The 7,545-nt window shown below is 44.0% G+C and carries 7 protein-coding genes; 3 read left to right on the top strand and 4 right to left on the bottom strand.

Going from position 1 to position 7,545, the window contains the following annotated elements:
* Positions 1-197: 197 nt before the first annotated feature.
* Positions 198-542, top strand: coding sequence for a zinc ribbon domain-containing protein YjdM (locus CS921_RS13270; RefSeq protein WP_099224675.1), 345 nt, complete (start codon positions 198-200; stop codon positions 540-542).
* A 69-nt stretch (positions 543-611) separates the two neighbouring features.
* The gene (locus CS921_RS13265; RefSeq protein ID WP_099224673.1) at positions 612-1,079 is read left to right on the top strand and encodes an SRPBCC domain-containing protein; all 468 of its coding nucleotides are present in this window, start codon (positions 612-614) and stop codon (positions 1,077-1,079) included.
* A 70-nt stretch (positions 1,080-1,149) separates the two neighbouring features.
* On the opposite strand, the gene CS921_RS13260 is transcribed toward CS921_RS13265, so the two are convergent.
* Positions 1,150-1,839: a Crp/Fnr family transcriptional regulator gene (locus CS921_RS13260; RefSeq protein WP_099224671.1), complete on the bottom strand. Its 690-nt coding sequence runs from the start codon at positions 1,837-1,839 to the stop codon at positions 1,150-1,152.
* 183 nt (positions 1,840-2,022) lie between these two features.
* Here CS921_RS13260 and uvrC point away from each other — a divergent pair, with 183 nt between their 5' ends.
* Positions 2,023-3,120 (top strand): excinuclease ABC subunit UvrC, encoded by a 1,098-nt coding sequence (gene uvrC / locus CS921_RS13255; RefSeq protein ID WP_099224669.1) that lies wholly within the window; start codon positions 2,023-2,025, stop codon positions 3,118-3,120.
* A gap of 95 nt (positions 3,121-3,215) precedes the next feature.
* On the opposite strand, the gene CS921_RS13250 is transcribed toward uvrC, so the two are convergent.
* Genes CS921_RS13250 through CS921_RS13240 form a run of 3 tightly spaced genes read right to left on the bottom strand, consistent with a single transcriptional unit; the run spans position 3,216 to position 7,452 of the window.
* The gene (locus CS921_RS13250; protein WP_099224667.1) at positions 3,216-4,346 is read right to left on the bottom strand and encodes an alpha/beta hydrolase; all 1,131 of its coding nucleotides are present in this window, start codon (positions 4,344-4,346) and stop codon (positions 3,216-3,218) included.
* A 23-nt stretch (positions 4,347-4,369) separates the two neighbouring features.
* Positions 4,370-6,049 (bottom strand): glycoside hydrolase family 3 protein, encoded by a 1,680-nt coding sequence (locus CS921_RS13245; RefSeq protein WP_099224664.1) that lies wholly within the window; start codon positions 6,047-6,049, stop codon positions 4,370-4,372.
* Positions 6,046-7,452: an MFS transporter gene (locus CS921_RS13240; RefSeq protein WP_099224662.1), complete on the bottom strand. Its 1,407-nt coding sequence runs from the start codon at positions 7,450-7,452 to the stop codon at positions 6,046-6,048. Before CS921_RS13240 ends, CS921_RS13245 begins: the two co-directional genes overlap by 4 nt.
* Between the last annotated feature and the right edge of the window lie 93 nt (positions 7,453-7,545).

Here is a 7,545-nt window from a genome sequence, read left to right as displayed (position 1 = left end):
AACAACCACTATATTATAACCTCAAATTATACAATTGTTAATATGAAAAATGAAATTTATGAAAATAATTCAAAAAAGATTACACTTTTAAATCTATTTTAAAAAATCTGTCCAAAAGAAAGAAAAAAGTGAAAATCAGGCATTCATTAGCAGTGGTTTTTTTAGTATAATAAAAAGGAAATGGAGGAATGTACAAAATGACAAAATTGCCAAATTGTCCGGAATGCAACTCGGAATATGCTTATGAAGACAGGGGGATGCTTGTCTGCCCGGAATGTGGACATGAATGGAATGTAGCATCTGAAAGCAGCGCGCCGGCAGAAGAAGGTCTTGTCGTAAAAGACGCAAACGGCAACTTACTTGCTGATGGAGATACGATTACGGTCATCAAAGATTTAAAAGTAAAAGGTGCATCGAATCCCCTGAAAATGGGAACGAGAGTCAAAAATATCCGCCTAGTGGAAGGCGATCACAATATTGATTGTAAAATTGACGGTTTTGGCGCCATGAAATTGAAATCTGAATTCGTGAAGAAAATTTAATCTAAAAGGGTCAAACTTAGGGGTTTGGCTCTTTTTTTGTTAGAATAAAGAAGAGAGGAGCGAATTGAAATGAAAACGTTTTCTTATGTAACGTATATCCAAGCGACAAAAGAATCACTATGGGATGCTTTAACAGATGGTGAAAAGACGGCTCAATACTTTTTTGGAAGCAAGATCCGCTCTACTTTTCAAGTGGGGGAACCGGTTGAATATTTACGTGATGGGCAAGTGACTGATTTTGGTACGATTCTTACTTGCGAGGAAAATCGTTGTCTTCGCTTTACGTGGAGCTATGTAGGTCAAAAAGTGAAGCATGATCCGCTGCCGATTGTCTCATTTCAAATTCAGCCGCTTGGCGAGGTGGTGCGACTGACGTTAACCCATGAACACCTGCTGGCGGAGGACTTTGAAACGACTCCTAACACCGTTGAAGGATACAATAATGGGTGGCCGGTCGTTTTGAGTAGCTTGAAAACATTTTTGGAAACGGGTGTACCGCTTGGGGAAATCAATTTTGATAAAATTCGCGGGTACTAAACAATCCATAGACGGAGCTTCTAGAAAATCAAAAAGCATCCCTCTAGGTAGCGATGGGATGCTTGTGCTTTTATTTAGTAGTTTTGAAATGACACTCTTGATAAAGTTGTGGATCATGGATGTACCAATCACCATCTTTCGTTAAATAGCCGGAGTCTTTCAATTCCTTGAATAGCCGAAAGAAAGTAGCTTTTGATAAGTTGCAATATTCCATGATAACGGATGTTTTGATGTGTCGGGATAAACAAACCATTTGCTTGCCATCCTTTTCGACGGGTTCTCCAAGTAGCTGTCCCAAAGCAGTAACGCCCCTTTTCACACGTTCATTGGAAGGAAGGGCGAGCACTAAAGATTTTAAATAGGTGTGGGTCGATAGCTGCTTGGTGATATAGAAATGAAAGCCATAGTTCTCAGGAAACATGGACAAAAGGTATTCGACATCTGCCTTTTTAAAGCGGATAATAGAGCAATCTGATAGAGTTTTCATGGAAAAACGATTAGGTTGGTTGTCTAAAAGTGTAAAATAGTTAGCAAGTGAGCCTTTGCCTAGAATCGTCATCAGAAAATAATCGCAGTCACGGCTATATGCACCGACAAATCCATCTGTTAGCAAAAACAGGTCAGTCTCTGCTTGTGTAGAGTTATAAAGTTGCACGTTTTTTTCAAGATCTTGCTGGATGTAAGGAATCTTAGCGGCTTGAGCAATTTTTATAAACTCTTGATAGTTGTAAAAATGGATATTGGGGGTGTATTCACACATATGAAAATTCTCCTTTATTTTTTGGGGATAAATCCAGTATAGCATCAGATTAATATAAAATAACCAGTAATTTGCCTTTATTTGTGACAAAAGTGTGAATATGTTAAAAAGTTAAAGTGTTTACAAATAAACGTAGAGAGAGTAAAATGTAGGGAACGTACGTTTGTTTAGGAGGTCTGGCAGGTGGAAGAGATCATCAGACAAAAACTAGCGATCTTACCGGAGCATCCCGGGTGTTATATCATGCGGGGTGAGCATGGCGAGATTTTATATATTGGCAAGTCGAAGAATCTGAAAAACCGCGTCCGTTCTTACTTTACCGGAAAGCATAGAGGGAAAACGGCGCGGCTTGTTCACTACATTCGCGATCTGGAAATTATTTTAACGGATTCGGAAAAAGAAGCGCTACTCCTTGAAATGACGCTGATTCAGAAATATTTACCCCCTTACAACATTCGCTTGAAAGATGGAACCAGCTATTTATATATTAAAATTACCCATGAAAAAAATCCGCATTTGATTGTGACGCGGGAGGTTGAGCAGGACGGCGGTCGCTATTTTGGCCCCTATCCGAGCGGCTTTGCGGCAGAGGAAACGAAAGAATTGCTGCAGAAGATCTACCCATTATGTCACTGCTCCGGAAAGCCGGGACGTCCATGCTTTTATTTTCATCTTGGACAGTGTATCGGGCCGTGTGATCATGAGGTCTCAGAGGAGACTTATCAACGGCAGATTCGCCGGATCAGTAAATTTTTAAACGGGGGACATTTGGAAGTCAAGCAGAAGCTACTGCAGAAAATGAGGCGGGAGATCGATCAGCTGGCGTTTGAGCGTGCCAAGGAAACCCATAAACTCATTCTGGCCATCGAAAAAACGATTGAAAAGCAAAAGATGCTAACGACAGATTTTCGGGAAAAGGATATCTTTGCTTTTAGAGAAAAAGACGGCTATTTGGCTGTCCAAATTTTCTTCGTGCGTGGTGGCGCTGTAAATGGCAGAGACGGGGCTGTTTTTGAATATGTGGGCAGTCAAGAGGAGGCCCAATTGTCCTTTATCAGTCATTTTTATAGCGAGCCCAATCATCTAATCCCAAAAGAAGTCTTGCTGGAAACTGGTTTTTCAACAAAGCTTTTAGAAGAGACCTTGCCAACAAAGATTCGCGTTCCAAAAAGAGGCGAGAAGAAAGCACTAGTCGATTTAGTGGGGGAAAATGCAGCAAATGCGCTTGAGGCTCATTTCAAATTGCTGGCTTTTGCCGAGGATAAGCTACAAGAACAGTGAATTTTGTGAGTAAAAACAAAAAAGCGCCCTCCATCGGGCAGCGCCAATTCTAAAGGTAGAATGGGTCGCTCGTTGGAGGTGCGCTTTTTTACAAATTACAAGCTTTTAATGAAGTTGACGATATCATCTGCGCATGATTCTGCTTGCGGTAAGATGCCATATTTATCGATGAAGGCATGCATGACACCTTGATAGACGATATTTTCTACTTTTACGCCGCTATCTTGCAATAATTTGCCGAAATGGGATGTGATCGGCCGCAAGAAGTCAAATTCTGCACTGACAAGCATCGTAGAAGGGAAGATACTTTTATCTGGTGCACGAAGCGGAGAGTAGATAGGTTCTTCCGGATTTTGATCACGCACATAGGCCGTTCTGAGCAACTGATTGGAACCGCCCATGCCGACGATCATCGGTGTCACGATTTTGGCGGTCATTTCGCTTGCTTCAAATTGTTCAATGGACCAGCTGTATGTTTGATTGTCTTCGTCTAGAAGCGTCAGAGCTGGATACAAAAGTACTTGATAAGCGATAATGTTGGTTTCCGCGATACCATCCATGTAGCTGACGGCAGCGGCCAAATTTCCGCCTGCACTGTCGCCGGCCACACCGATACACGTTGAGTCGATCAAAAGACGATCGCTATTTTCATTTACCCAGGTGACCGCTGCAAACGCATCATCTGTAGCTGCAGGTGCAGGGCTTTCCGGTGCCAAGTGATAGTCGACATTGATCACCACTGCCGGTAATTTTTCTGCGATGGCTTTACAGAAGTTTTCAACGACATCTATTGTTCCACCTACAAAACCGCCCCCGTGATAGAAAATCAAGGCTGGTGCTTTTTCAGTCTGGTCTTCATGCCGATAGATGCGGACGGGAATATCGCCGTGTTTACCACTGATCGTTTCTTCAGCCGTTACGATTTTGGTGGTCAGATCAATGTTAGGGCTGCCCATCATGGCACGCATTTGGAGCGCTGCTTGAGTGGCAATTTCGACATTGGAGAAATCAGGCATGACTGGCGGTGCTTCTGGCGCATCTTCATTGAGGGAAGAGACGACATCAGGTGTTCCCAGCGCACTTTTTTGCATATCTTCCAAAAGGATGGCTTCAATATCGCCAGAGGCCGCATTAGGCGTTAAGCGAATGGTTGTTAGAATGCCTTCTTCTGTAACCGTTTTGGTTGTATTTCGCAAGTCTTGCAAAGTTTCCTGATAGTTTTTCATTAGGTGATTCCTCCTCGATTTGATTATAGTTTAAGCTCAAAGCGTCCGTCGCAGTAAGGATCGATCGGGTTGATTCCCACGAACGGCGACTGCCCTAGAATTTTTTCGATAATGGCATCCACGACATATTCGCTGTCCGAATAACCATTGATGAAAGTCTTGATGTGCGGGACATCAATCAGATGATACGGATTGGCTGTCGAGATGAACATCGTCGGCAATTCTTCGATGAACCACGGGATATTAAAGCCGAGCATGCCCCAGTTGATGCGGACCTGCGTGCGGTTACTCATGGTCGCTTCATTCGCATAGAAGATTGCCAGGTCGTATTTCTGCTTGATTTCTTCGACAGAGATGCTCATGTCTTTGAAGCCCCAGTTGTGGACCGGTTTGGCATCTACTTCAAAGCCTGCTTCCGTTAATTTGTCGAGCAGATACTGATAAATGGGTGTATCTTCTTCGACACCTACTGCTTGCAAATAGACACGGCGTTTTTTATGCGGATCAATTGGCAACAAATTTTGTGTATCTTTTACAAGGGTGATCCCTTTGTCAGCTGCTGCACGGGCGATTTCCTGATGCTCTGCACAGCCGATGATGTCAAGTGCTTCTTTGCCGGGCACGAGTTCAGCTTTTTGATGCAAGCCAAGAGATGCTTTCACCCCTAAAATACGACGAACCGCATCGTCCACCCGTTCCATTGTCAAAATGCCGTTTTCAATTCCTTTTTTCATGTACATAATATCTTCGTCCAAATCACGGTTGAACAGGAAGCAGTCAGCCCCTGCTGCAATCGAATATGGAACGGCGAATTCGCGTTTTTCGAGCATGGTAAAGCCGCCCATCACGCTGGCATCTGTGACGATCATACCGTTGAAACCGAGCTCATCACGCAGCAGATCGCCCATCAGTTCGGGGGCAAGTGTTGCAGGACGGATCTTTTCGTCGGCAATTCCTTTCGCACGTGAATATTCAGGGAAGGCGATATGACCGATCATCACGGTATGAGCACCTTCTTCAATCAGGCCGCGGTAAACTTTTCCATAGCTGTTCTGCCATTCGTCCACACTCAGCCGATTGTACGTCACGTGTAAATGTTGATCGCGGTCGTCTACACCGTCGCCTGGGAAATGCTTGATGGAGACGGCACCGTTCACTTCATCAAAGCCATGTTTATAAGCAAGTCCCATCCGTAAAACTCGCTCAGGATCATTTCCGTAAGTTCTGACATTTGTGATCGGATTGCGGAAGTTGAAATCAATGTCGACCACTGGCGCAAATGCCCAATTGCAGCCGATCGCTTCGGCCTCTTTCCCGCAGATTCGACCCAGTTGGTAAGCATATTCTTCATCATTCGTAGCGGCGATTTGCAGCTGTTTTCCGACATAGGTGCCTTCGTTTACCAGTCCGTTGCCGCCAGCTTCCAAATTGGCTGCGATCAGAAGCGGGACATCACTGTTTTCCTGCATGGCGCGAAAGACATCTTGCAAAGCTTCTTTGGCTTCTGGACGGTACATCAGGCCGGCAGGCTGGTATTTCTTTACCCACTCGACCGCTTCGTCCTTGTTGGTGCTCATGACGATCGGTGCAAAAAGCTGCTTAATTTTCGCATCCTCATCCATCCCTTGTAAGGTTGCTTCCACCCAGTTGATACCGTTTTCATCCAAAAAATAAGGATTGGCTGTTAAATCTACTTTTCTCATGATTCAAATTGTCCTCCTTCTTCATCTAAGCGTTTTTGTTCAATTTGACGGCGAATATCGTCGCGTTCTCTGTCTAACTTATAGAAAATCATACAGACGAGCATCAAGACAAACCCGATAATCGGCATAATGACAAAGTTAAAGTCGATTGCGTGCAGGACTTCTGTTGTCTGTGTTTGATTTGCTACATAACCAGCTGCGCCCAAAATAATACTTGAAATCGCAGCTCCAATCCCCATCCCAAATTTTACACCAAAAGCAATGGCACTGGAAAGTAATCCCTGAGCCCGAACGCCAAATTTTATTTCCCCATAGTCGATAATATCGCTCATCATGACGCCCATAATGCCAGCTGGAAGTCCTGAGCCCATACCACCGATAATGGTTCCTATAATGACGATCGTGATGCTTTGGGTCATGGAAGAAGCCAGTAAGACGAACTGTCCAACGATCCCAACAACGCATCCTAAGCAGACGATCATTTTTGGCGATAATTTTTTGGAGAGGAATGGAACGGTAAATAGTCCAGCGATCATTGCGATGGAACCAAGTCCGTTGACTAATCCAACAAATGCCTCATTGCCAATATTGTATTTTAGGAAGTATACGGTATTGGCCATTTTTGCCGAGGTAACGGTCCAAGTAACGAACATGACGACCGTCAGGATCCACCATGGTTTGTTTGGCAAAAGGGCTTTGATACTCTGATTGAAAGGAACTGCTGCACCACCGTTGACGTTAGCCCGCTCGCGTGTGTTTTTGAAGGCAAGCAGGAACATGCAAACAGCAATCACACCAAAGATGATCATTGTTAAAGTGAAACCAAGCTGTTCATTGCTGCCGCCTAAAAGTCCAACGAGTGTCAGCCCGAGGAAAGCCACAATTAGAGATCCGGTCTGACCGCCGATCATCCGAAATGTTGTAGCCACCGTCCGTTCCTGCGAGTCTGTTGTCAGGCTTGGCAGAAGAGATCCGATCGGCAAGTTGATACCAGCGTAAAGAATTCCTAAACAAATATAAGTAATGTAGGCATAAACAAGTTTCCCAGTATCACTGATATCAGGAACAGAAAAGGTTAATACGGCCATAATTGTAAATGGTAAGCAAAGCCACAAAAACCAAGGACGCGATTTTCCCCATTTGGTATTCGTTTTATCAATTAGAATACCAAAAATCGGGCTGTCGAAAGCGTCGATAACTCTGGCAATCAGAAGTAGGGTTCCGACTGCAGCCACATTAAGCCCGGCGACATCTGTGTAGTAATACATCAAATACATGGTGATCATGCTGAAAACAAGGTTGCAGGCAGTATCACTAAGTGCATAGCTGACCTTTTCTTTCACGGAGAGCTTGACTGATGTACTGCGAGGCTGTTCGACGAGTGTTTCTTTTGCTAGTTCCATATAAATCCTCCTTGTGTTTGTTGAATACGCTTTCAGTATGAGCGCATCTCTATGAATTAAATACACCTTTTTCTATGGAGCTTGTGCATGGAT

Source organism: Listeria costaricensis (assembly GCF_900183385.1).
In the GTDB taxonomy this organism is placed as follows: Bacteria; Bacillota; Bacilli; order Lactobacillales; family Listeriaceae; genus Listeria; species Listeria costaricensis.
Note: the sequence above shows the minus strand (reverse complement) of the source record. Positions and strands in the feature narration are given on the sequence as shown.